Raw genomic sequence first — 24,426 nt, 5'->3', positions numbered from 1 at the left:
TAACCGGATTAGAGCATACCCGCTATCAAAAATTCCTTAACCCGTGCTGAACCGCCCGTCTTGCGGGCTTCTGCGCTCAGCGGCGCTCCTCGCGAATGTAGGGTTCGCCCAGCGCACCGGGCTGGCTGCTCGATTGACGCTTGCCGCTCGCCACCCAGACCATGACCAACAGGGTGACCGCATAGGGCGTCATCAAGACGAAATACTGAGGCAGGCGCACGCCGGTTGCCGCCAACTGCGGAATCAGCGCCTCGATACCGCCGAACAGCAAGGCACCGGCCAGCGCACGCCACGGCGACCAGCGCGCGAAGATCACCAGTGAAACCGCGATCCAGCCGCGTCCGCCGGTCATGTCGGCGATCCACATCTTGGTGCTGAGCACGGCAATGAAACCGCCGGCCAGCCCCATCAACGCGGAGCCGGCGACAATCGCCGCCAGGCGGTAACCGAGCACGGAAATACCTGCGGCATCGGCGGCCTGCGGGTTCTCGCCCACCGCGCGCAAACGCAGCCCGGTGCGCGTGCGATCGAGCAGCCAGACCACCGCGATGAAAATCACCACGGTCAGGTACACCAGCGGGTTCTGCACAAATACCCGGCCCACCACGGGCAGCTCGGACAACGGCCACAGCTCGACCGCCTGAAGGCCGCTGACCGGACGGTTGGTCCAGCCCAGCAGCGTGCCCAGTAGCCCGGTCAAGCCCTGACAAAAGAACACCAGCGCCAGCCCGGCGATCACCTGGTTGATCCGCAACACCAGCACCATCAGCGCAAACAGCAACGACACCAGACCTGCCGCCGCCATCGACGCCAGCAGCGAAAGGCCCGGCGAGCCGAGGCTCAACTGCATACCGATGCCCGCCAGTGCGCCGACCAGCATCAGCCCTTCGACGCCCAGCGCCAGTACACCGCTGCGCTCGATGAGGATCAGGCCCAGCGCTGCCAGGGCGAACGGCACGGCAAAATCCGGTGCGCTGCCCAGCCAGTGGGAAATAAGCTCCATCAACGTTCTCCTGCCTGAATGCGTCGCAGGCGATGGCGGATGAAAAAGTCCGACGACGCGACGCAGATCACCAGAATCGCCTGGATCAGTTGCACCATCGAAAACGGAATCTGATAGAACACCTGCAGGTTGCGCCCGGCCACGAACAGCATGGCGATCAGCAACGCGACCACGGTGGCGGCCACCGGGTTGTTGCGGGCCAGAAAGGCGATGAGAATCCCGGAAAAACCGTAGCCCTGATAGAACGATTGAGTAAGGCGCCCTTCCTGCCCCGAGGTCACGACAAAACCTGCAAGCCCGGCCAGCGCGCCCGACAGCAGCACGGTGCCGATGATCATCTTGCGCACCGGTACGCCCACCGCTCCGGCAACTTTCGGGTTGGCATCGACAAAGCGCAGGTACAGCCCGGCCCGCGAAACACCGACGAACCACAGGGTCAGACCAGTGACCAGCAGCGCCAGAGGGATCGCCGCGTTATACCCGGCAAACAGGTCGGGCAGCCGCTCGAAGCTCTGGAACGCGGGGGAATAGGGAAAGTTGTCGCGCGGGTCCTTCCAACTGCCGTACACCAGGTGCAGGAGGAAATTGGCGGCGATGTAATTGAGCATCAGCGTCGAGATGATCTCGTTGACCTGCCACTTGAGCTTCAGCAGCACCGGCCCCAGGCTCCACAACAATCCGCAGATCACGGCTGCCGCCATCATCAGCGGCAGACGCAAAGCCTCCGGGCCCACCTGAAACAGCGAAATCGCCGTGGCGCCAATCGCGCCCCAGATCATCTGGCCTTCCAGCCCCAGGTTCCAGAAACGCGCCCGAAACGCCATGCACCCGGCGAGCCCGACCATGATCATCGGCGATGCCTGAAACAGCACTGCCTTGAAGTTTTGCGCATCGAACACCGTCTGCACGACGAACTCGTTGAGCAGCTCGTCAGCAGGCACGCCGGCAAGAATCAGAATCACGGTGCAGATCGTCAGTCCGATCAGCAACGCCAGAGCAATGATCAGCGCCTGCAATAGCCGGCCGGTCTGCTGACGAAGCTCCAGGGTGTAGCGCCGCGCCAGCAAGGGTTGCCGTGCGGATGTCATCGGTTGTACTGATTCAGTCATGGCTCACCATCGCTTTGCCGATGGCTTGCCGGTCGGCAGGGTGCGCGAACTCGGCGACGATGCGCCCGCCGTTCATCACGCCAACACGGTCAGCCAGGGCCAATACCTCGTCCAGATCCTCGCTGATCACCAGCACCGCAGCACCCGCGTCCCGTGCTGCTCGCAAACGGGCGTGCACCGCCTGGGTGGCACGCACATCCAGGCCGCGGCTCGGGCTGTGCACCAGCACCAATTGCGGGTCGCGGCTGAATTCGCGGGCGATCACCAGCTTCTGGGCATTGCCTCCCGACAACAGCGCAGCTTTCTGATCGAGAGAGCGCACGCCCTGTACGTCGAAGTCCGCCACGGCGCGCTGCGCGTCCTGCTTCAGACGCTTGTAGCCCAGACGCAAGAAAGAGCCGTATTGCCCGCTGTGGATGTTGCCGATAGCAAAGTTCTCGGCCACCGACAGCGACCCGGCCAGCGCCGCGCCGTAGCGGTCGGCCGGGATCGAGGCGATGCGCAACTGCCGACGCTGATCGGCCGACGCGTCGCGCAAATCGCCAAACCCGGTCATGTGGATTTCACCCTCGGTCGCTTGCGCCAACCCCATCAGCGCGTTGGCCAGCTCGGCCTGACCATTGCCACCCACGCCTGCGATGCCGTAAATCTGCCCGGCGTGCAGGGTCAGGTTGACGCCATTGAGCGTACTGCTGCCGACGCTGCGCAAGTCCTTGACCTGCAAACGCACCTCACCGGGTGTCGCCGGTTGATACTCGGCAACCGGCACCGATTCGCCCACCGTCAACTGCACCAGTTGCTCGACGCTGACACGCTGCGGGTCAAGGGTCTGTATCGTGCGCCCGCCGCGCATGACCGTTACCCGGTCGGCATAGCGTTTGACGTCAGCCATCTTGTGCGTAACCAGAACCACCGCCGCACCCTGCCGGGCGAATGCCTGAACGGTCAGCAGCAGACGCTCGGCTTCCTGATCGGTCAGCACTGCCGTCGGCTCGTCGAGGATCAGAATCCGCGCACCGGCCAGCAGCACCTTGAGAATCTCGACGCGCTGCTGCTCGGCGACCGACAGGCTGTCGACGGTGCGCGCCGGGTCAATCGCAAAACCCAGCGCCTCGGCCTTGCCGATAATCTCCTGCTCCAGCGTACGCAGCCGCTTGCGATAGCTGCCTTCGCCGGGTTGCTCGGGCAGTGCCAGGAGAATGTTCTGCGCCACCGTGAACGGTTTCACCAGCTTGAAGTGCTGGTGAACCATGCCGATCCGGTAGCGGCTGGCGTCCCTAGGGCCCTGAAGCTGAACCGGATTGTCGTCCAGCAGCAGGGTGCCGGTTTCCGGTGCATACAGCCCGGCGGCGATGTTCATCAGCGAGGACTTGCCTGCACCGTTCTCGCCCAGCAGCGCGTGCACTTCACCCCAACAGGCGGTGAAGTCGGCGTCGATCAGCGCCTTGAAGCCATCGAACGATTTGCTGATGCCGGTGAGTTGCAGCGCATTGACCTGACTCATTGCTGAGTCTTCACGCCTTCGACGAACCAGTCCATTTTCCACAGATCCGGGTCAGACAACTGCTGACCGGCCGCCACCCGCTCCTTGCCGTCACGATCGGCCAGCGGGCCGCTGTAGATGATTTTCCGGCCGGCCAGCAGCTCGGCGCGCTCGGCCTCGATCTTCTTGCGGTCCGCATCGGAAATGATCGTGTCCGCAGTCAGCTTGATATCGGTGCCGCCCTGCTGCATCGACAGCAGCGCGCCGTTGGCGGGCGGCGTCCAGTTGCCGGCAATGATGTTCTTCAGCTCAGGCCCGAGGAAGCGATCCCAGACCCACAGCGAAGAACAGACCGTCGCCTTGGGGGCGAACTCGCTCAGGTCGCGATGGTGGCCGGTGCCATGAATGCCGCGCTCCTGAGCGACGATCTGCGGTGTCGGGCTGTCGACGTGCTGACCGACCACGTCGGCACCATTGTCGATCAGCGCCATGGTTGCTGCGCGTTCCTTGACCGGGTCGTTCCAGGCACCGGTATAGACCACGGTGACGGTGGCCTTCGGATTGATCTGCCGGGCGCCCAGTTCATAGGCGTTGATGGTCCAGTTGACCTGGCCGAACGGGTTGGCGGCGACAAACCCCAGCTTGCCGGTCTTCGAGGCCGCGCCTGCGGCCATACCGCACAGGTACTGGCTCTCGTAGGTACGCCCGTAAAACGATTCGAGGTTGGGTGCATTGGTGGTGCCCGAGCCATTCAGGAACGCGACTTTCGGGTATTTCCTGGCCAGTGCAAGAAAGGTGTCGGAATAGCCGAATGCAGTACCGACGATGATGTTGGCACCGCGTGCGATGAGTCGGTCGACCACCGGCGTAATCGCCGCAGCGTTCTCGGGCACGCTCTCGACGTACTGGATTTTTGTGTCCAGATCCTTCTCCAGCTTCACGCGCGCTTCGTCGAAGGCCTGAGTCCAGCCGCCATCATTGCGCGGGCTGATATACACCATGGCGATTTTCGGCTTCCCTTCGAGGGTCAACCCTTCAGCCTGAGCAAGGCTGACCGCTCCCAACGCTACGGCCGCACACAATGTCCCGGGCAACAGTTTCTTGTACATAGACGTTTTCCTGAGGGTAATGGCCGATGAGGACCGCACAGGCAGGCATTAGCAGCATCCATGCCAGTACAGGAAAAGCGCTATGGAACAACGACCTGACGCCATCGAGACGAAGAAAGCAGATCAAATGGTCTGAATCGGAGCACTTGGTTTGTGCAGGACGCCCGCGCACTGCGCGAGCGGGGTGCGCGGGTCAGGCCCGGCGAGGTCCATTCACGCCTTGCGCGGCAGGATCCCGTCCAGAACCATGCTGCGCAGGCTCGTCAGCACCTCGTCGAAAAACGCCGGATCATCCAGGGTCTTGCCGGTCACGGCCTCGACCTGAGTACGGAAGTCGGCGTAATGCTGGGTGGTCGCCCATAGGGTGAAAATCAGGTGGTGCGGATTGATGGGCGCCAGCTGACCGCTGTCGATCCAGTGCTGAATCACCGCCACCTTGGCCTGCACCGTGTCACGCAACGGGTGCTGCAACTCGCCCTGAATCAGCGGTGCGCCTTGCATCACTTCCATGCAGAACAGCCGGGATTCGGCCGGGTGATCGCGGGACATCTCCAGCTTGGCCTTGATGTAGGCGCTGATCGCCTGCACCGGCTCCTTGTCGGCGGTGAAGTGCACCAGCGGGCTCAGCCATACCTCGAGCAGCTGGCGCAGCACGTTCAGGTACAGGTCGTCCTTGCTGCTGAAGTAATACAGCAGGTTGGTCTTGGAGACATCCGCCAGGCTCGCGACCTGATCCAGGCTGCTGCCATGCACGCCGTAGCGGGAAAATATCTCCAGCGCCGCATCGAGAATCAGCGTGCGCTTGCCTTCCATCAGGCGCATGCGCCGCTTCAGGGACGTCGCACTGGGTTCGCGGGTCGTCTTGACCACAGTCTCTGGCTTGGCCTTGCGTACGCGTTTGTTCGCCGGGTCAGCCAGGGGAGGTTTCTTGTTCACGCACATCCATCCAGTGATGCCGAAATGAGCGGGCATCTTAACGGGCGCAGCTGTTTTGTCGATACGGATTGCCTGCGCCGTCCGCCCTGCCCCATCTGCGTGCGCCGCGCACAAACCAAGTGCTCTGATTCGGACCAAATGGTCTGAAACGAACAGGAAAAATTCACAAGCTATTGAATAAAAACAATAAAAATTTATGGCCCGCTTAATGCAAAAGCTTATTGAGAGACGATTGAAAGGCGATTCAAGTGCCGCCAGTCGCGCTTTGGCACGCATCGACCCACGCAGAGAGGCCTCATATGGACATTGGAATCTTCATCCCCATCGGCAATAACGGCTGGCTGATTTCCAGCAATGCTCCGCAGTACATGCCGACCTTCGAGCTGAACAAACAGATCGTGCAGAAGGCCGAGGGCTATGGCTTCGACTTTGCGCTGTCGATGATCAAACTGCGTGGCTTCGGCGGCAAGACGCAGTTCTGGGAACACAACCTGGAGTCGTTCACGCTGATGGCCGGTCTGGCCGCAGTCACCAGCCGGATCCAGCTGTTCGCCACCGTTGCCACTCTGACCATCCCGCCCGCCATTGCCGCGCGCATGGCCTCGACCATCGACTCGATCTCCAATGGTCGCTTCGGGATCAACCTCGTCACCGGCTGGCAGAAGCCGGAATACGAGCAGATGGGACTGTGGCCGGGCGACGAGTTCTTCCACACCCGCTATGAATACCTGGCCGAGTACGCTCAGGTTCTGCGCGACCTGTGGGCCACCGGCAGCAGCGACTTCAAGGGCGAACATTTCAGCATGCAGGACTGCCGCGTCAGCCCTCGCCCACAGGCCGACATGAAGCTGATCTGCGCCGGTCAAAGTGAAGCGGGCATGGCGTTCTCGGCGCAATACGCCGACTACAACTTCTGCTTCGGCAAAGGCGTCAACACGCCCACGGCCTTCGCGCCGACCGCACAGAAACTGCTCGAAGCCAATGAAAAGACCGGCCGCAACGTCACCTCCTGCGTGCTGTTCATGATCATCGCCGACGATACCGACGAAGCCGCACGCGCTCGCTGGGAGCACATCAAGGACGGTGCCGACGAAGAAGCCATCGCCTGGCTGAGCGAAAAAGGTTCGGCGGATAAAAGTGCCGGCTCCAACCTGCGACAGATGGCCGACCCGACCTCGGCGGTCAACATCAACATGGGCACGCTGGTGGGCTCGTGGGCCACGGTGGCGAGAATGCTCGACGAGGTGGCCAGTGTGCCGGGGACTCAGGGCGTGATGCTGACGTTCGATGATTTCGTCAAAGGGGTCGAGGATTTCGGCGAGAAGATCCAGCCACTGATGACCAGCCGCAAGCACATCGCGCAGCTCAGGGAGGTGGTCTGATGACAACCCCGACAACCGTCGCAGGCGTTGACCTGCCGGACCTGCAGCCCGCCCGCGAGCTGCCCGCCCGTCCCGAGCCGCTGCGCATGAAACCCGGCGAAACCGCGCTGGTGGTGGTCGACATGCAGAACGCCTACGCCTCGCTCGGCGGGTATCTGGACCTGGCCGGGTTCGATGTCAGCAGCACCGCGCCGGTCATCGCCAATATCAACAAGGCCTGTGCCGCCGCGCGTGCAGCAGGCATTCCGGTGATCTTTTTCCAGAATGGCTGGGACCCGGCCTATGTCGAAGCCGGTGGCCCCGGCTCACCGAACTGGCACAAATCCAATGCCCTGAAAACCATGCGCAAGCGCCCGGAGCTCGAAGGGCAACTGCTCGCCAAGGGCGGTTGGGACTACCAGCTGGTCGACGAACTGACGCCACAGCCTGGCGACATCGTGGTGCCGAAAATCCGCTACAGCGGCTTCTTCAATTCCAGCTTCGACAGCGTGCTGCGCAGCCGCGGCATTCGCAACCTGGTGTTCACCGGCATCGCCACCAATGTCTGTGTCGAGTCGACCCTGCGCGACGGCTTTCACCTGGAATATTTCGGCGTGGTGCTGGCTGACGCGACCCATCAGGCAGGCCCCGAATTCGCTCAGCAAGCCGCGCTGTTCAACATCGAAACCTTCTTTGGCTGGGTTTCCAGCGTCGATGACTTCTGCACCACTTTCAGCCCTGTCGGGCAACCTTCGTGAGGACACCAGCATGACCAAGAAAGCGATCATCCCTGCCGGCACCAGCAAACCCATCGCGCCGTTCGTACCGGGCTCCATGGCCGACGGCGTGCTCTATGTCTCGGGCACGCTGCCGTTCGACAAGGACAACAACGTGGTACACGTCGGCGACGCCACTGCGCAGACCCGTCACGTGCTGGAAGCCATCAAAAGCGTGGTCGAGACCGCGGGCGGGACGCTGGACGATGTCACCTTCAACATGATCATGATTCGTGACTGGGCCGACTACGCCAAGGTCAACGAGGTATATGCCGAGTATTTCGCCGGCGAGAAGCCAGCCCGTTACTGCATCCAGTGCGGCCTGGTCAAACCCGAGGCGCTGATCGAAATCGCCAGCATCGCCCACATCGGCTGAATCGCGACCGTGGGCAGTTGACGCCCACCCGGAGAAAACCCATGTTCCATGAGTTTCATGCCTGCCAGCATGCCGATGCACCGACCCTGGTGCTCAGTTCCGGGCTGGGCGGGTCTGGCCGCTATTGGGCGGATGACCTGGCACTGCTGACCCGCGACTACCGCGTGCTCGTCTATGACCATGCCGGAACCGGGCGCAGCCCTGCGGTGTTGCCGGCGGATTACTCGATCCGGCACATGGCTATCGAGTTGCTGGCCCTGCTCGACTCACTCGATATCCAGCGCTGCCATTTCATGGGCCATGCACTGGGCGGCCTGGTGGGTCTGGAACTGGCCCTGCTGCGCCCGGAACTGCTGCAAAGCCAGGTACTGATCAATGCCTGGAGCAATCCGAACCCGCACAGCGCGCGCTGCTTTTCAGTGCGCAAAAAACTGCTGCTGAACAGCGGACCGGAGGCCTACGTACAGGCTCAGGCGCTGTTCCTCTACCCGGCAGACTGGATCGCCGCCAACGGCCCGCGGCTGGCCGACGACGAAGCCCACGCTCTGGCGCATTTCCCCGACACCGACAACCTGCTACGGCGCATCCATGCGCTGGAAACCTTCGACGTGGCGGCCGATCTTTCACGCATTCACACCCCGACCCTGCTGATTGCCAACCGCGACGACATGCTGGTGCCCTGGCAGCAATCCCGGCACCTGGCCAACGCCCTGCCGAATGCAACGCTGGTGCTGCTGGAATATGGCGGCCATGCCTCGAACATTACCGATCCACTGCCCTTCCAACGCGCCCTGCGTGCTTTTCTCAGCACACAACCCTGACACACAACCCTGAAAGGACTCTTCCAATGCCTACCTCCTCTGCAACTCCCGCCATTCTGCCCATCGCCGCTGTCAGCCAGCTGGCGTTTCGCGATGCGATGTCCGGCCTGGCCGCCGCCGTCAACCTCATCACCACCGACGGCCCTGGCGGACGCGCCGGCTTTACCGCGACCGCCGTGTGCAGCGTGACGGATCAACCGCCGACGCTGCTGGTCTGTATCAACCGCAGTGCGTCGGTGTATGACGCCTTCATCGAGAACGGCACGTTGTGCGTGAATACGCTGGGCAACGGTCAGCAGGACTTGTCCAACCTGTTCGGCGGCAAGAGCTCCCAGCAGGAGCGCTTTGCCTGCGGGCAGTGGGAGGCCGGCGTGACCGGCGCACCGGTCCTGGACAGTGCAAAACTGGCGCTCGACTGCAAAGTGAGCCAGTCAGTCAGCGTCGGCACGCATGACATTCTGTTCTGCGAGGTGGTGGATATCAGGCATCAGAGCGGTGCAGATGCATTGGTCTACTTCGGCCGTCGCTATCATCACCTGCCGAGCGAAACGCCAGCGGCCTGAGGGCTTTGCCGGTTGACTGGCGGACTTCCAGAATGAACCAGCCAGAATGAGCCCGCCGGAATGTACCAAATAGACATGATTTTTTGCGACAGCTCCGTATACTGGCACTGTGAGATCAGAACAATCCTTGCAGTCAACGAGGTGAAGTCATGTCGATCAACAGCGCCTGCATTCTGCTGATAGCCGCCAGCAGTCCATCGTATGCTCGTTGCGCTTACCCGCCACCAGGCATGCCTACGCACGCAGGTGGCTGAGCATGCTGAAGAAAATACCGGTGGCTGATCTTGCCCTGGGCATGTACATCCATAAGATCTGCCGCCGCTGGACCAATGACCCATTCTGGATAGGCCTGGTCGAAGTCATGCTCGATGACGTTGAAGTGCTCGAGCGCATTCAGCAATCAGGTACCAAAGAAGTCTGGATCGAAACCGGCAAAAGCCGCGTCTTGGCCCCCCGGCCCTCAACGCCATCGGCCAGCGACGATACAACGCCGGCCAGCCTCGAAAAGGAAATGCTGCGCGCCAGGCTGATCTGCGGACGGGCCAGAGATGCGGTCATGTGCATGTTTACCGAAGCGCGCATGGGCCGGGCCATGGATGTCGACAATGTGCAGTTGCTGGTGGAGGAAATCTCCAACTCGATCCTGCGCCATCCGCACGCGCTGATCAGCCTGTCACGCCTGAAGACGTCCGACGAGTACACCTACATGCACTCGGTGGCGGTCTGCGCGTTGATGGTCGCGCTGGCCAAACGCATGGGCATGCCTGACGATCAGGTCCGTGAGGCTGGCGTGGCCGGGCTGATGCACGATGTCGGCAAAATGATGATTGCCCCGGCGGTGCTCAACAAACCGGGCCGCCTGACCCGCGACGAATTCGAGATCATGAAGGCCCACCCCGAACTGGGCGTGAAGATCCTCATGGACACGCAGCCCGTGGCCGCGTCGGTGATTGACGTCTGCCTGCATCACCACGAAAAGGTCGACGGCTCGGGCTACCCGCACGGCCTGAAAGGCGACCAGATCAGCATCTTCGCGCGCATGGGCGCGGTCTGCGACGTGTATGACGCCATCACCTCCGACCGCCCCTACAAAAAGGGCTGGGGCGTTGCCCATTCGATTCGCGAGATGGCGTCGTGGCAGGGACATTTTGACGACGTGGTCTTTCAAAGCTTCGTCAAGACCGTGGGTATTTACCCGATCGGCACACTGGTACGCCTGGAAAGCGGGCGCCTCGGCGTGGTGGTCGAACAAGGTCAAGCGTCGCTGTTGAAACCGAAAGTGAAGGTTTTCATGTCAGCGCGCACCGGCAAGACGTTCGCCGCACAAGTCATCGACCTGGACTGCCCTTCCGACCCGGACAGGATCGCCAGAATCGAAAAAACCACCGACTGGGGGCTGGAAGAAGTCGATACGCTGTGGGCGGGCAGCCCGGCCTGAGTGGCCCGGTGAACGCCGTTGACGTCAACCCAGCAAGCCCAGTGTCTTGGCCCTCGCCACCGCTTGAGTGCGACGCTCGACCCCCAGTTTGCTGTTGATGTGACTGGCGTGAGTCTTGACGGTGTGCAGGGAGATGAACAGCTGCTCGCTGATTTCCTGATTGGAACAGCCCTGTGCAATCAGTTGCAGCACACCCAGTTCGCGCACGCTGAGGCAATCGCCGCCATGTGCCGCCTCGGGCGACGGCGTGCAACAGGCCGGAAGCTTTTCCAGCAATGCAGCTTGAACCCGGCAGGGTGGCAGTTGCACAAGTTGCTCATGCAGCCACTCGGGGTGCTCGCCCAGCAGCGCCTTGAACGGCATCAATGCACCGCCGGACGCTGCGGGCAGGCTGCGCAGCAACAATGCCCGCGCCTCGTCGCGTCGCGCCTGACTCAGCAGCAAGCCGATCTGCTGGGTCATGGCGATCAGTCCAAGCAGTTTCGCCCCCACCTCCTGAGCGCGCCGCTCGAGCGCCTGCAAGCGCTGCTCGCAGGCAACGCCGTCACCCTGCTGTCGTTCGAGTACGGCACGCTGCAACTCAATGTATTGCGGCAGTTGCGGATGGCACTCGGGGGCCGCAGCACCGAGACCGCCGTTGTAGGTCTGCGTCAGGCGCAGCAGCCACGCTTCGGCAAGGTCCATGCGCCCCTGCAACAGCCACAGCTCGCATTTGACCAGGGTAATCATCGCCAGGTAGTAGATCGGCGGCACGTCCCAGATGTGCATCAGCCGTTCGGCCTCGGCGAGTTCGGCGAAGGCTTCGGCAAAGCGGCCGGTGCAGCCTTCCATGGTGGCTATTACACAGTGACCGATCAGCACGCTGATGTCGCGGCAGGCGCGTGCCTCGGCCAGACCGGCCAGCAATAACACCCGCCCTTCGTCCACCTGCAGACGCAGGGTCAGCAAGTAGCCTTCATACAGCGTCAGGCGCGCGCGGACCGCGTAGAGCCGAACGGTGGACAAGCCTTTGAGGCGTTGCTGCCCCTGCCGCACTTCCTCCAGCGCGCGGAGAATTTCGCCACGCGCCTGCAGAACTCTGGCGCGGTCGTAATGCGCCAGCGCCTCGAACAACGGATTGGCGACCCGCTGCGCCAGCTCCAGCGCATCGCGATTCAACACGCGGGCGCGCCACAGATCACCGCTGGCGACCGCGAGGTTGGCCAGTGTCGACAGGCACACCAGCCGCTGGCCATAGCGTTTTTCCGGCAGGCTCAGCAGGGCTTCGGTGCAATAATGTTGAGTCTTTTCACTGTCTCCGCGGCCACGGGCGATGATGCCGCTGAGCGCCAGCCATTGGGCGAGCATGGATTTCTGAGCGGTTGCCGAGGGTGCCGGCAGAAACCGGCTCAGTTGATTGGCCAGCTCTTCGGCGGCATCCAGCTGGCAGGCCAGCCCCAACGCCCAAGCGTAAAGCACGATCAGGCGTGGCGTGCTGGTCAACAGGTCGTCCGGCAAGTCCATCTTCCAGCGCAGCAACATGCCGACATTCTGTTCGGCCAGCAGCTGTTCTTCGGAGAGGTTCTGCACCAGATTGGCCGCCACATCCAGATGCCCGGCGCGCAACGCCTGCTCGACCGCTTCGTCGAGCTGGCCCTGAGCGCTGAACCAGCGGCAGGCATTGAGGTGCAGGCGGGTCGGTGGTGCACCGGCCGCCTGCCGAGCGCGCAACAGATCGGAAAACAGATGGTGATAGCGAAACCAGTGGCCCTGCTCGTCCAGCGGTACCAGAAAGACCTGATGCGCCTGCAGATAACCCAGCATCCCGGCGCTGTCGTGACCATCCCGCGCGGCGTCGCACAGCTCGGCGCAAAAACGCTCCAGGCAGGCGGTGTCGTAGAGAAACGCCTGAACATCGGCCGGCAGGCAGTCGATCACTTCTTCCAGCAGGTACTCGCGAATCAGCACCTCACTGCCGCGCAGCGTCTGGGGCAAGGCGCTTTCATCACCGGCTTCGGACGCCGCCAGCAACCAGAAGCGCAGCCCGGCGACCCAGCCTTCGCTGCGCTGAATCAGGCTTTGCAACGCCTCGCTGTCGAGCGATCCGCTGTGCCGCTCCAGCACTGCCATGGATTCGGCGTGCGTGAGGCGCAGGTCCTGTTCGTTGATTTCCAGCAACTGCCGCGTCAGACGCAAGCGTGCCAGATGCCAGTCCGGGCGCTGCCGGCTGGTCACCATGACCACCAGCCCGGCCGGTAGATGGTTGAGAAGGAACTGCAGGCAGCGATCGAGTACCGGCCCCTGGGCCAGATGATAGTCATCGAGCACCAGCAACAGCGGCTTGCTCAGCATCAGGTGCATGGCCAACTCGTCGAGCAGGCCGTCGAGCCACTCCTCGAAGGCAAACGGCTGGTGGCGCTGGCGCATCTTCAGCAAAGCCATCGCCTGAGTACCCAGTTGCGGGAAGAACTGTTGAAGGCTGGCCAGCAAACGCTCGAGAAAACGACCCGGGTCGCTGTCCCGCGCGCTCAGACCCAGCCATACGTTTTGCCAGTTGTCCGGCAACCCCTGACAGAACTCGACAGCCAGCGAACTCTTGCCGAACCCGGCCGGGGCGCAGACCAGCAGCAGTCGGCCGCCAAGCCCGGCATCGAGACGCTGACACAGGCGCGCACGGGGAACATAACCCTCAGGCAGAGGTGGACGGAAAAACCGCCCTTCCAACGCAGGAATCGCGCCGTCTGCAAACCCTTGCATTCGGGACAGATCAGTCATGGCCGGCTCGTGTAGGAATCGTTGTTTCGGCATCGCGGTGTTCGGAGACTAGCGGGTAAATCGCTACTTTTGAAAGGCCATCACCGAAAAGACTGTAACAAAATTCCTACAGCTTATAAGGCCACTTCCCACAACTTAAAAAGCCCCGATCAAGGGGCTTTTCAGGCGCACAAGGCAGGCGCTGCGCTACAGCGTGTATCGGTCAGGTATCAACGAACCCCTTCCTGACGCAGCGCGTTGGGGGTGAAGTCGCTGGTGCCGGCCGTGAAGCCGAACTCGTAGGCCTTCTTCTCTTCGTTTTTCATGCCCAACGCCACGTAGCGACCCGATTGCAGGTCGTACAGCGTCTCTACCGCGTACCACGGTACTTGCTTGTCGTAGTAGTTTTCCGAGTGCGCCTCGGCCACGCGCCACAGCTGACCACGCCCGTCGTAATGGTCGATGACGGCGGCCTGCCAGGTGTCTTCATCGATGAAGAAGTCACGCTTGGCATAGATATGACGCTGCCCTTCCTTGAGGGTGGCGGTCACGTGCCAGACGCGGCGCAGCTCGTAGCGGGTCAGGTCCTGGTTGATATGGCCGGCCTTGATGATGTCGGCGTACTTGAGCGTCGGATCGTCCAGCTTGTGGCTGTTGGCGGCGATGTACATTTCCTGCTTGCCGATCAGTTTCCAGTCATAGCGATCCGGCGCGCCGTTGTACATGTCAAGGTTATCGGAGGTGCGCAGCCCGTCGGAGGCAGTACCGGGGCCGTCGTAGGACACCTGCGGCGCACGACGCACGCGGCGCTGACCGGCGTTGTACAGCCACGCCGAGCGTGGTTCGGCCACTTGGTCCAGAGTTTCATGCACCAGCAACACGCCACCGGCCAGACGCGCCGGAGCGGTGACTTCCTGCTTGAAGTAGAACAGCACGTTGCCCGGATTTTTCGGGTCGAAATCCCTCATCTTGTCGCGAAACACGAACTGATCGGAGAAATACACCAGGCTGTAGGAGCCGTTGGGCTGTGGTGTGGCCTGGGTGACCAGACGCTTGACGCTGCCGCCGCGGTAGCGGGTGATGTGGTTCCAGATGACCTCGACGCCACTGGCCGGGATCGGGAACGGGATGGCCGTATCGAAGTTTTCCAGGCCACTGCCGCCACCGACCAGCTTGCTGGTGGTGGCGTTTTTTTTGATCGCGGCGAACACGTCATCCGGCACGGTGGCACCGCGATGGGTCGGGTAGACCGGAATCCGGTAGCTGTCCGGGTAGCGCTTGAACATCGCGTATTGGCCCGGCGCCAGCTTGTCCTTGTACTGCTCGACGTTGGCCGCGGTGATGATGAACAGCGGTTTTTCACTGGCGTACGGGTTGGCAAGGAAACCCTTGCTGTCCACCGCCCCGGCGTTTTTCGGCATCGGGCTCCAGGCCGGAATGGTGTTGGCCGCATTACCGGCCTTTTCCGCGCCCATCGGCGTCAGCGAGGTGCCCAGCTTTGCCGCTTCGGACTCGGACACCGCCGCCATCACACCCGTCGCCAGCAGCGACATACCCAGAACCCCGACCTGCAACAGATTTTTTGTTATTTTCATGTTCATCGTCATCCTGAAAACCATGTTCTTAGAAGTTCATGCCGAAGCTCAGCGCCACGAAGTCCCGGTCATCGACCGTGGTGTACTTGCCATCAAAGAAGTTGGTGTAGGAAAGGTTCGCGGTGTAAGTGTTCTGGTACTCGGCATCGAGCCCCAGGCTGACCGCCTTGCGCCCCTCTTCGAAGTTGCCGCCTGGGCCGGGTGAATAGCCTTTGACGTCATGCGACCAGGCCACGCTCGGCTTGAGGTTGACCCCGGCGAACACGCTGTTGTAATCCCAGATGGCGCGGGCGCGGTAGCCCCAGGAGTTGGCCGTGGTAAAGCCGTCGTCTTCGCAATAGCGGGTCAGGTTGTTCTGCTCGGCACCGGTCAGCGTGCCGGCGTTCAACGTTGCGCACTGACCGCCAGGCAGCGGCCCGGGGCCGTACACCGGATCGCGGCCGTAACGGATTTTGGAGGTGCTTTCGAGCCCGCCCACGTGCGTCCAGCCCACTTCACCGACCACCGTCAGACGCTCGGCGCCCATGACCTGATCGAAGAACTGGGTAAATGTGGTCTGCATCTGGGTGATTTCTTTGCGGCGATAACCGGCTTGATCCGTATTCGGCTGCCCGCTGAGCAGCGACACGTTGGGATTGAGCGGCGAAATGCCCGAATAGAGGATGTCGGTGGTATTGACCTGAATCGGCGCGTTGGGGCGGTAGCTGATCTCGCCGCTCCACGCCGTGCCGGTGGGCAGCGTGGTCGAGAAGCTCAGGCCGTACAGACGAATGTCTTCGGGGTATTCGACGTAGTAACTGGAGTTGCCCGCCACCACCACCGGCAGCAGGCCGGGGGCCAGCGCGGCGGCAGTGCTGGCAGGAATACCGTTGCGCACCAGCGAACCGACCAGCCCTTGCGGGCTGAACGAAGCAGCCGAGCCGCCGCGCCCGCTGAAAATCGGTGCACGGCTGTGGTAATTCATCATGTACGCGCCGAACTCGGTGTCCAGCGGTTCGAAGTTGTAACGCAAGGCGAAACCGAACTGGCCGCTGTCGCGCGCATCGCGGTCAGGGCCTCGGCGCACCACCGCGCCCTCATCCGGGTTGCCGAACACCACGCCCTGTTGCGACAGCGAATTGAACACCGCACCGCGCGCGCCAGCTGGCAGACCGGCCGCCGTCAGCGAGCTGTTCAGGCCGCTGCGGCTGCGCAATACCGCGAGGTTGTTGTTGCAGCCATCGGCAATCACATCGGGTTGCGAGAAGAAAGTGCCGCAGTTGTCGACGACCGTCTGGTCCCATTCCAACTGGTAGAAACCTTCGGCAGACAGGTTGTCGGTCAGGCTCTGGGACAGGTAGAACATGTTGACCGGAATCAGGCCTTCCTTGATTTCCGAACCGGGTCGCCGGAAGGCCGAAACATCGACCGGGTTGACGCTGTTGATGCCGCCCTGAATGAAGGTACTTTCCCCCCAACTGATGACCTGCTTGCCGAAGCGCACCGCGCCCGGCTGATCGGCAATCGAATAGTTGTGATAGACGAAGGCGTCGAGCAGCTGGAACCCGGACGACTTGGCGCCCTCCTTGCGGCCCGAGTCGCTGATGTCCTTGAACTCGCGGTTTTCATCCTTGAGTTCGAAGTCGTACCAGTATTTGCCGCGCAGGAACACACCGGTATCGCCGTACTTCAGTTCCAGATCATGAATGCCCTTGAAGATCTTCGAAAACGTCTCCCCACGCTTGAAGTTCAAGTGACCGTCATCGGACGTCTGCGACAGACCACGCCCGCCGTTGTTGGCGCCGATAAGGTTCTTGTTGGGATTGGCCGTCGACCAGCTCGCCCCCACTGACAGCGACGAGTCGAAACTGCCTTCGATCTCGCCGACATTGAAGGTCACGGCAAAGGCCGGGCCGGCGAGCGACGAGGCAAGGCTGACGGCCAGAGGCAGCCTGGCCCGACGCCAGAAGGGGGATGTGCTTGTCATCGACGCTACTCCTTGTGTTTTATTGTTATGGCGGTGGGGAAATCCAGAAACGAATCAGTCATCGAATCAACACACGCGCCAGGTCCGTTCTTGCCATTCCCGGTGCTGACTATAGCCAGCACGCTCTGACGCTAGATCCCTCTAAAGTGTGATTTGCACGACCAACGCCTCTGGACCGACCGTTTCCGGGAAGCCGCCAAAAAACATGTGGCGGGGAGGATGGCGTAATTTGCAAATTTGGCAAGTCACAGAGCAGGACCTGCAGCGCAGACACGTGCCGTCGCCAACGGATACGGCACGCCCGAGGTGTCAGAGGGTCGAGAGAAAGGCACTGTTGCTGCTTTGCCACTCCACGATGTCCAGGCGCATGCGTTTCTTGTCCAGTTTGCCGACGCTGGTCTTGGGAATTTCGGTAACAAGCGCGATCTGGCTGGGAATGGCCCACTTATTGATGTGACCTTGCTCGACAAACGGCTTGAGGTGCTCCTTCAAACCCTTGGCATCGAGCTGGTGGCCATCGCGGATCACCAGCAAGGCAAACGGCCGTTCTCCCCATTGCGGATCGGCGATGCCGACCACTGCCACTTCGCGCACTGCCGGATGGCGGCTGCACAAATCTTCGAGTTCCAGCGACGAAACCCATTCGCCACCGGTCTTGATCACGTCCTTGATGCGGTCGCGAATGTCGATGAAGCCCATGCCGTCCAGCGTCGCCACATCGCCGGTGTGCAGCCAGCCGCCCGCCCACAGCTCGGCGCCTTTTTCGGGCTCGCGAAAGTAGCTTCCGGTCAGCCAGGGCGCACGCAGCACCAGCTCTCCCTGGGTTTCGCCGTCGGCCGGGAGGAAGTTGCCCTGCTGATCGATGATGGCGGCTTCCACCAGCATTCCCGGCACGCCGGCCTTGATCCGGTAGGTGATGCGCTCGTCTTCACTGCCGGCTTTCAACTCTTCGTTGATGTGCGCTACGGATATGAGTGGTCCGGTTTCAGACATGCCGTAGGCGGCAGTGAGCTGGATGCCGCGGGATTTGGCGGCCTGATACAGGCTGCGGGTCAGGGAACTGCCGCCAATGATGATCTTCCAGCCACCGAAATCGACGCCCTGGGCAGAGTTGGCGTTGAGCAGCATTTGCAGAATGGTCGGCACGCAATGGGAAAAGGTGACGTTCTCCCTGCGCCAGAGCTCCACCAGCAACTCGGGATCGTAGCGGCCGGGGTACACCTGTTTCAGACCGAGCATGGTTGCCGCATAGGGAATGCCCCAGGCGTGCACGTGAAACATCGGTGTGATGGGCATGTAGACGTCATCGGTGCCCAGCAGCCGGGTGCTGTCGATACAGCCCATGATGGTCGCCACGCCCATGGTGTGCAGCACCAGTTGGCGGTGGGTGAAATACACCCCTTTGGGGTTGCCAGTGGTGCCGGTGGTGTAAAACGTGGTGGCGACCGAGTTTTCGTCGAAATCCTCGAACACGTATTCGGGGCTGGCCGCCGCCAGCAGGGTCTCGTACTCGCCCACGAGGTTGGGCAGCTCGGCAGTCTTGTCTGGCAAATCCGTCAGCAACAGGGTCTTCTCGACCGTGCTCAGGTGTCCGGACATCGCCTGATAGAGTCCCGTGAACTCGCTATTCACCAGCACCAGACGGTCGTCGGCGTGGTTGATGGTGTAGGCGATCTGCTCGGGAGAAAGTCGCACATTGACGGTGTGGATGACCGCGCCAATCATCGGGATGGCGAACATGCATTCCAGGTAGCGGTGGCTGTCCCAGTCCATAACCGCCACGGTATCGCCAGCCTTCACGCCCGCCGCTGTCAGTACGTTGGCCAGGCGACAGATGCGTTCGTTGAGGGTCGCGTAGGTGTAGCGGACCGAATCACGGTAGATGATTTCGCGCGTCTTTTCATAACGACCGCCCGACAACAGCAGGCGCTTGATCAACAGAGGGCACTGATACGCGCCATCGGCGGGCGGAAGAACGCGAGTCTGTAACATATGAAGCCCTTTTTCAAAGTCCATAAGCGTGCTGAAAATATGCACTCTAGGGCCTCGGGCTGCCAGTGAAATCAGTAAAAGGGATGATTTTTCGAGACGCCCCGCGCTGTCTGCAAGGGGCGTCCGGACTGCTGCATGTGCTCGGTAAGCGGCGTACTGAACTCAGGTTTCAGCGCACTTCGGTCAGCGCCAGCTTGATGCCCAGCGCGATCAGCACGCCGCCCATGGCCCGGTCGAACCAGTGCCCCATGCGCGCGAATCCTGCGCGCACCCGGGCCTGGCTGAACAGTCGCGCCACCAGACAGAACCACGCCGCCGTCGCCACTGCGAGGTACACGCCGTAACCGCCCTGCACCAGCAGTGGCGTGTGCGGATTGATCACCACGGTGAACAGCGAGAGGAAGAACAGCGTCGCCTTGGGATTCAGGCCATTGGTGACGAAACCGCTGATGTAGGCACCGCGTGCCGTGCGCTCGCCGGGAGGGGCCTTGATGGCGGTATCCCCCGTTGCAGCGGCCGGCTTGGCGCGCAACGCCTTGATGCCGATGTACAGCAGATAGGCCGCGGCTGCCCATTTCAGCGCGTTGAACAGCACGATGGACTGGGAGACGATAATCCCGATCCCCAGCAGCGAATAGCCCACATGCAGAAAGATCGCCGAGCCGACGCCCAACGCCGCCCAGGTCCCTGCCTTGCGCCCATGAGTGACGCTTTCACGCACCACCACCGCGAAATCCGGACCGGGGCTGGCAACCGCCAGCAAGTGAATCAGCGCAACGGTAAGAAATTCTGCCCAGTACATGTGGGACCTCCTGGAGGGTTGACGTCTGACCCGGCAGATTACGCTGTCTGATGTCTTCGCAACAGATGCCGGCATTGATGCGACGCAGGGCGTGCTCTAACTATCGTGCGTCGCATGCCTTTCCGGACGCTCCGCGTCCTCGTGACGACGCAGAGCGTCGTGAACTGCATTCCCACGCTGGAGCGTGCGGAACGATCATCGCAACTATCGTGCGACGCTCCGCGTCGCATGCTGTTCCGGACGCTCCGCGTCCTCCCGGCCCATATCCTGTTAGACTGCGCGCTTTTTCAGGAGCCATTCCATGGACCCGCGCAGTGAAGTGTTACTCCGTCAGGCCGAGCTGTTTCAGGGCTCGCTGTTGTTGGTCGGGCTGCCCGCCGATGACCTGCTCGGAAAACTGCCGGATGCACGTGGTTGGTGCTGGCACGCCGGTGATCAGGCGGCCCTGGATGCGCGTTTTGAAGGGCGCGTGGATTTCGGCGTCGAGGCGCCACAGACTGGCTTCGAAGCCGCCGTGCTGTTCCTGCCCAAGGCACGTGATCTGACCGACTACCTGCTCAATGCACTGGCCTCGCGACTGGCCGGACGCGAGCTGTTTCTGGTCGGCGAGAAACGTGGTGGCATCGAAGCGGCTGCCAAGCAACTGAGCCCGTTCGGCCGCGCGCGCAAGCTGGACAGCGCCCGCCACTGCCAACTGTGGCAGGTCACCGTCGAGCACGCACCGCAAGCCGTCAGCCTGGACAGCCTCGCCAGGCCCTACCAGATCGAATTGCAGGACGGCCCGCTCACCGTCGTCAGCCTGCCCGGTGTGTTCAGCCATGGCCGGCTCGACCGTGGTTCAGCCTTGTTGCTGGAAAACATTGACAAGCTGCCCAGCGGCAACCTGCTCGATTTCGGTTGCGGCGCCGGCGTGCTGGGCGCGGCGATCAAGCGTCGTTACCCGCATAACGAAGTCATCATGCTCGATGTCGATGCCTTCGCCACCGCCAGTTCGCGCCTGACCCTTGCCGCCAATGGCCTGCAAGCCCAGGTGCTGACCGGTGACGGCATCGACGCAGCGCCGATGGGCTTGAACACGATTCTGAGCAATCCGCCGTTCCACGTCGGGGTTCATACCGATTACATGGCAACGGAAAACCTGCTGAGAAAAGCACGCCAACATCTTAAATCAGGTGGCGAACTGCGCCTGGTCGCGAATAACTTCCTGCGTTATCAGACGCTGATCGAGGAGCAGGTCGGGCAGTGCGAAGTCAGGGCTCAGGGCAACGGTTTCAAAATCTACAGCGCCAAACGCCCCTGAAATAAGCACTTGCCGAAACGTTTTCGCGGAGGCAGAATCCGCTCCGTCCTAGGGGAGTAGTCTCCCACGAGCGCCATGCTCGTCCGGCACGTATCAACATACTTGGTCCTCAGGCCATGGTACGTGCGACCCGGAATCCGCTCAGACGGATCGGTGGTTTGACAAGACCTATGACACGAACACCTTACCCGGGGCGGGGAGGTCGTACGTGTCATAGCCGTGTCGACCCGCCCCTCAGGAAGCCTGATGCTGGAATCATTCTTAGTCCCTACCGCAGTGGTCGCGCTCGCCGAAATCGGTGACAAGACGCAGTTGCTCGCGCTCGTTCTCGCCGCGCGCTTTCGCAAGCCATGGCCGATCATTGCCGGCATCGTTGCCGCAACCCTCGCCAACCATGCAGCCGCCGGCGCAGTGGGTGCGTGGTTCAGCAGTTATCTGTCAGACGCAGTGCTGCACTGGATCCTCGCCGCCAGCTTTACCGCCACGGCGCTGTGGACACTGGTTCCGGACAAGATGGACGACGACGAAGCCAGCACGGCACGCAAGTTCGGCCCGTTCATGACCACGCTGATCACGTTCTTCATCGCTGAAATCGGTGACAAGACGCAGATCGCCACGGTGATGCTGGCGGCGCAGTATTCCTATCTGTGGCTGGTCATTCTGGGCACCACGGTGGGCATGCTGCTGGCCAACGTGCCGGTGGTGCTGGCGGGCAATTTCGCCGCCGAGAAGCTGCCGCTGACCCTGATCCGCCGACTGGCTGCCTGCGCGTTCTTCGTGCTGGCGCTGGTGGCGGTTTACAAGGCAATGCAGGTCAGCGGCTGGGTGTAATGCCGGCCCGTAGCGTTGCGAAAACACTCGCAACGCTACGGGCGACTCATCCACTCAGGATTTAGCGGCTTTCTGGTACAGCGGCATGACTTTCGGTATCGCAGCCTGCAACGAGGCGATGCGACTTTCCGAGGCCGGGTGAGTGCTCATGAACTCAGGCTGCGAACCGCCGGAGTTCTGGGTCATTTTCTGCCACAGGGTGATCGCTGCATTAGGGTTGTAACCGGCGCGTGCGGCCAGTTCCAGACCGAGCAGATCAGCTTCGTTCTCGTTACTGCGGCTGTTGGGCAGCGTCAGGCTGTAGTTGACCACGGTATCTGCCAACGCCAGGCTGTCCTGACCCAATCCCAGCAAGGCGCCTGCGCCCTGCTTGGCCATCGAAACACCGTACGCCTTGGACATCGCTTCACGCCCGTGCTCGCGCAACGCATGGGCGATCTCGTGGCCCATGACTGCAGCGATTTCATCGTCGGTCAGTTTGAGGGTATCGATCAGGCCACTGTAGACAATGATCTTGCCGCCAGGACCACAGTTGGCGTTCAGCTCGTCACTCTTGATCAGGTTGACTTCCCACTGCCACTGCGCCGAATCAGGTCGCAATTTGGGCGCCTGGGCAATCAGTCGATCGGCGATTGCATGGACCCGCCTGGCATTTGCGCTGGTGGTGTCCAGTACCCCTTTGCTGGTCGCCTCGCCAACGGTCTGCTGGTAGGACTGGGCGTACATTTTGTTGACTTCATCCGTCGAGAGCATGCTGAACATGTACTGTTTGCGCTCCACACCGACCGAGTCGCCACTCGTGGTATTGACTGCCTGACACCCGCCGAGCAGCAACGCAGCGCTCAAGGCACAGAAGGCAAATGAAGGACGCATGGTGTATCTCCTAGTGTATGAAACGGTCATTCCCGGGGCAGACCTCTGCGCCAGATACCGGCCAGCTGGCATCTTGGTCTTTGCACAGGGGCTGATGGTTCCCGCAGGTGTGTCCAGTTTGTATCAGATGTACTTCAGTGCGGATATCGGATTTGTCCGATTCGGCGTTTTTTGCCTGCCCCGACTAGCTCAGAGGCGTAAGGCACTCAGGGGCATTGAGCTTGGGATCATTGACCAGATTGGCCAGTGGCCGCTCGCGCAGCGCCGTCTGCGGGGCAGCCAGCAACGCTTGCAGGGTCGGCAGCGGCGTGTCGGCGGCCAGCCAGTCTTTCTGGCCCTTGGCGTCCAGAATCAATGGCCGACGCTGGGTTGCCGCGGCCTGGGTAACCACTGCGACGCTCAGGTACGTATGCCCCTGCACCGGATAGGCTTCCCAGATCGCGGCGAAAAACAGCGCGGCGCCCTCCCCCGGCGTCAGCCAGAACGGGCGTTTGCGCATCGTGCCGCGCCATTCGTAAAAGCCGTTGGCGGGGAGCAGACAGCGGCGATGGGTGAAGGCATCGCGAAACATCGGCTGCTCGGCCACCGTTTCAGCGCGGGCATGGGCAGGCGTTTTCGACAGGTCAGTGAGCCAGGCCGGCGTCAGGCCCCAGCGCGCGCGCACCAGCTCGATGCCCTCCGCGTTGTCGGCGGCACGCATGATCAACACCCAGTCGGCTGGCGAAATATTCCATTGCGCCTGCTGATCGGCAGGAAAACCGGGCAAGGCGGCAAAGGCAGGGGTCCAGCGAAACAGGGCGTAGCGTCCACACATGGGGGCTAATCAGACTCGTTTGAAGGTGCTCAGCACACCAGTACATCGGGGAAGTCGTCCGGCTCATCGCCAGACAGGGGCGAGGCGCTATTGTACGCAGTGATCAACGCTCGTGCGCGAGCGACCTGCGCATCTTCGACCTTGAGGGCCAGGAGGCCCAGCCCCGGCAGCTCGCCCATCGCCCCAAGCAGATCACGACCGGCCAGATGCGCGTTGATGCCTTCGCTGGCAAGCATTGCCAGCAGCAACTCGGCCTCCATCAGGTTCTCGGGCTCGTAGATCTTCTGCATCACTCGTTCTCGCTGCGAACATCCAGATTCCAGTCTTCGCCGTCGGTCTGCAGGTCGAAAACGATCGGGCGGCAACAGACCGGACAGTCTTCAATGTACTGTTGATCGCCGCCGGAAATATCCAGTACGGCTTCGACAGGTTCGCCGCAATAAGGGCAGTCGTAACTCTGTAATTCCTGCATCACGGTCTCCGGGATCAGTTATGCGTATAATTGACCCATTCTTCAGAAGGCAGTTTTAACAAATCCGTCTTCT

At 61.8% G+C, this 24,426-nt stretch carries 22 protein-coding genes and 1 riboswitch; of the genes, 8 read left to right on the top strand and 14 right to left on the bottom strand.

Annotated elements, in window-relative coordinates; genetic code table 11:
* Positions 1-76: 76 nt before the first annotated feature.
* From KBY02_RS10500 to rutR, 5 genes are all read right to left on the bottom strand, one after another.
* Positions 77-1,003 (bottom strand): ABC transporter permease, encoded by a 927-nt coding sequence (locus KBY02_RS10500; protein ID WP_003316999.1) that lies wholly within the window; start codon positions 1,001-1,003, stop codon positions 77-79.
* The gene (locus KBY02_RS10495) at positions 1,003-2,112 is read right to left on the bottom strand and encodes an ABC transporter permease (protein WP_225650317.1); all 1,110 of its coding nucleotides are present in this window, start codon (positions 2,110-2,112) and stop codon (positions 1,003-1,005) included. Before KBY02_RS10495 ends, KBY02_RS10500 begins: the two co-directional genes overlap by 1 nt.
* On the bottom strand, positions 2,105-3,616 hold the full coding sequence (locus tag KBY02_RS10490) for an ABC transporter ATP-binding protein (RefSeq protein ID WP_225650315.1): 1,512 nt from the start codon (positions 3,614-3,616) through the stop codon (positions 2,105-2,107). Before KBY02_RS10490 ends, KBY02_RS10495 begins: the two co-directional genes overlap by 8 nt.
* A complete protein-coding gene (locus tag KBY02_RS10485; protein ID WP_024640132.1) occupies positions 3,613-4,704 on the bottom strand; it encodes a BMP family ABC transporter substrate-binding protein in 1,092 nt (363 codons plus the stop codon). The genes KBY02_RS10490 and KBY02_RS10485 overlap by 4 nt, the downstream gene beginning before the upstream one ends.
* 213 nt (positions 4,705-4,917) lie before the next feature.
* Complete coding sequence (gene rutR, locus KBY02_RS10480; RefSeq protein ID WP_024640133.1) at positions 4,918-5,646, bottom strand: pyrimidine utilization regulatory protein R; 729 nt, start codon at positions 5,644-5,646, stop codon at positions 4,918-4,920.
* Between the two features lie 293 nt (positions 5,647-5,939).
* Here rutR and rutA point away from each other — a divergent pair, with 293 nt between their 5' ends.
* From rutA to KBY02_RS10450, 6 genes are all read left to right on the top strand, one after another.
* Positions 5,940-7,022 (top strand): pyrimidine utilization protein A, encoded by a 1,083-nt coding sequence (rutA, locus tag KBY02_RS10475; protein ID WP_054092400.1) that lies wholly within the window; start codon positions 5,940-5,942, stop codon positions 7,020-7,022.
* On the top strand, positions 7,022-7,759 hold the full coding sequence (rutB, locus tag KBY02_RS10470; RefSeq protein WP_225650313.1) for a pyrimidine utilization protein B: 738 nt from the start codon (positions 7,022-7,024) through the stop codon (positions 7,757-7,759). The genes rutA and rutB overlap by 1 nt, the downstream gene beginning before the upstream one ends.
* A 10-nt stretch (positions 7,760-7,769) precedes the next feature.
* Complete coding sequence (gene rutC, locus KBY02_RS10465; protein ID WP_003408714.1) at positions 7,770-8,153, top strand: pyrimidine utilization protein C; 384 nt, start codon at positions 7,770-7,772, stop codon at positions 8,151-8,153.
* Positions 8,154-8,194: 41 nt separating this feature from the next.
* Entirely contained in the window at positions 8,195-8,974 is a 780-nt protein-coding gene (rutD, locus tag KBY02_RS10460) for a pyrimidine utilization protein D (protein ID WP_103714089.1), read from the top strand.
* A 26-nt stretch (positions 8,975-9,000) separates the two neighbouring features.
* Complete coding sequence (rutF, locus tag KBY02_RS10455) at positions 9,001-9,537, top strand: NADH-dependent FMN reductase RutF (RefSeq protein ID WP_024652678.1); 537 nt, start codon at positions 9,001-9,003, stop codon at positions 9,535-9,537.
* A 256-nt stretch (positions 9,538-9,793) separates the two neighbouring features.
* Entirely contained in the window at positions 9,794-10,975 is a 1,182-nt protein-coding gene (locus tag KBY02_RS10450; RefSeq protein WP_011266757.1) for an HD-GYP domain-containing protein, read from the top strand.
* A 24-nt stretch (positions 10,976-10,999) separates the two neighbouring features.
* Here the strand turns inward: KBY02_RS10450 and KBY02_RS10445 are convergent, their stop codons facing one another.
* The 5 genes from KBY02_RS10445 to KBY02_RS10425 all read right to left on the bottom strand — a co-directional run bounded on the left by KBY02_RS10445 (position 11,000) and on the right by KBY02_RS10425 (position 20,063).
* Positions 11,000-13,729, bottom strand: coding sequence for a LuxR C-terminal-related transcriptional regulator (locus KBY02_RS10445; protein WP_096127125.1), 2,730 nt, complete (start codon positions 13,727-13,729; stop codon positions 11,000-11,002).
* Positions 13,730-13,938: 209 nt separating this feature from the next.
* Entirely contained in the window at positions 13,939-15,303 is a 1,365-nt protein-coding gene (locus KBY02_RS10440; protein WP_024660938.1) for a DUF1329 domain-containing protein, read from the bottom strand.
* Positions 15,304-15,331: 28 nt separating this feature from the next.
* Positions 15,332-17,269, bottom strand: a complete 1,938-nt coding sequence (locus KBY02_RS10435; protein ID WP_103378298.1) for a DUF1302 domain-containing protein — start codon at positions 17,267-17,269, stop codon at positions 15,332-15,334.
* A 309-nt stretch (positions 17,270-17,578) separates the two neighbouring features.
* Positions 17,579-19,261, bottom strand: a complete 1,683-nt coding sequence (locus tag KBY02_RS10430; protein ID WP_225650311.1) for a fatty acid--CoA ligase — start codon at positions 19,259-19,261, stop codon at positions 17,579-17,581.
* Between the two features lie 169 nt (positions 19,262-19,430).
* On the bottom strand, positions 19,431-20,063 hold the full coding sequence (locus tag KBY02_RS10425) for a LysE family translocator (protein ID WP_024660939.1): 633 nt from the start codon (positions 20,061-20,063) through the stop codon (positions 19,431-19,433).
* Between the two features lie 301 nt (positions 20,064-20,364).
* Here KBY02_RS10425 and KBY02_RS10420 point away from each other — a divergent pair, with 301 nt between their 5' ends.
* Positions 20,365-21,363: a class I SAM-dependent methyltransferase gene (locus KBY02_RS10420; protein WP_225650308.1), complete on the top strand. Its 999-nt coding sequence runs from the start codon at positions 20,365-20,367 to the stop codon at positions 21,361-21,363.
* 39 nt (positions 21,364-21,402) lie between these two features.
* A riboswitch (yybP-ykoY riboswitch) is annotated at positions 21,403-21,596 on the top strand.
* Positions 21,597-21,609: 13 nt separating this feature from the next.
* Positions 21,610-22,194 carry a TMEM165/GDT1 family protein gene (locus KBY02_RS10415; RefSeq protein WP_003408669.1) on the top strand — a complete coding sequence of 195 codons (585 nt, stop codon included), beginning with the start codon at positions 21,610-21,612 and terminating at the stop codon, positions 22,192-22,194.
* 54 nt (positions 22,195-22,248) lie between these two features.
* Here KBY02_RS10415 and KBY02_RS10410 read toward each other — a convergent pair whose 3' ends face one another.
* From KBY02_RS10410 to KBY02_RS10395, 4 genes are all read right to left on the bottom strand, one after another.
* Positions 22,249-23,067, bottom strand: a complete 819-nt coding sequence (locus tag KBY02_RS10410; protein ID WP_004406896.1) for a M48 family metallopeptidase — start codon at positions 23,065-23,067, stop codon at positions 22,249-22,251.
* A gap of 184 nt (positions 23,068-23,251) precedes the next feature.
* A complete protein-coding gene (locus tag KBY02_RS10405; RefSeq protein ID WP_011266751.1) occupies positions 23,252-23,881 on the bottom strand; it encodes an SOS response-associated peptidase in 630 nt (209 codons plus the stop codon).
* Between the two features lie 29 nt (positions 23,882-23,910).
* Complete coding sequence (locus KBY02_RS10400) at positions 23,911-24,171, bottom strand: putative signal transducing protein (RefSeq protein WP_003318203.1); 261 nt, start codon at positions 24,169-24,171, stop codon at positions 23,911-23,913.
* Positions 24,171-24,353, bottom strand: a complete 183-nt coding sequence (locus KBY02_RS10395; protein WP_004406898.1) for a CPXCG motif-containing cysteine-rich protein — start codon at positions 24,351-24,353, stop codon at positions 24,171-24,173. The genes KBY02_RS10400 and KBY02_RS10395 overlap by 1 nt, the downstream gene beginning before the upstream one ends.
* Between the last annotated feature and the right edge of the window lie 73 nt (positions 24,354-24,426).

Source organism: Pseudomonas sp. P129, from assembly GCF_020312195.1.
Classification (GTDB): Bacteria; Pseudomonadota; Gammaproteobacteria; order Pseudomonadales; family Pseudomonadaceae; genus Aquipseudomonas; species Aquipseudomonas fragariae.
The sequence above is the reverse complement of the archived record's forward strand: the minus strand, read 5'-3'. Positions and strand labels throughout refer to the sequence as shown.